This window comes from Pseudomonas sp. RA_35y_Pfl2_P32, from assembly GCF_963970735.1.
Classification (GTDB): Bacteria; Pseudomonadota; Gammaproteobacteria; order Pseudomonadales; family Pseudomonadaceae; genus Aquipseudomonas.
In genome coordinates, this window is the sequence record NZ_CAXAQF010000330.1 from 1 (window position 1) to 452 (window position 452).

1 protein-coding gene is annotated in these 452 nt (G+C 70.8%); it reads left to right on the plus strand.

Features of this window, described 5'->3' with window-relative positions; genetic code table 11:
* A partial coding sequence (locus AACY45_RS28540; protein WP_339548813.1) for a hypothetical protein occupies nt 1-452 on the plus strand: 452 nt, incomplete at both ends.

The window sequence follows — 452 nt, forward strand, 5'->3', positions numbered from 1 at the left end:
CGTGCTCGCGCTTCAGAACGGCCACTGGCTGGCCCATCCGCCGGGCTTCCGGGTCGACGGCCGCCAGCATGCGAGCCGCGAGGCCGCGCTGCGCAGCGCCATCGCGGCGATGGTGCGCAAGGCGCGCAAGAACATGCGGGCCAAGGAGGGCGAGGGCCTGCACTGGACCGAGGGCTATGCGGGGCGGGTGATTGATTGGGCGCTGTCGCTGAAGCCTCAAGACGCCGCAGGCGAGCCCGCCGGTTACGGACGTCCCGGCAATGCCGGGATGGTCGGGAGCGGTGACGCCTCGATGGCGGCGGGCTCACCTGCGGCGCCCAGCTTATCCGACCCCGTGATCCGCGCCCTGGTCGCCGCCCACAAGGCCCGCAAGGCCTATCCGGCCGGCCACATCTTCAGCATGACCAACCCGATCGTGAACGGGCAGATGGTCACGATGGGCACCTGCAGCT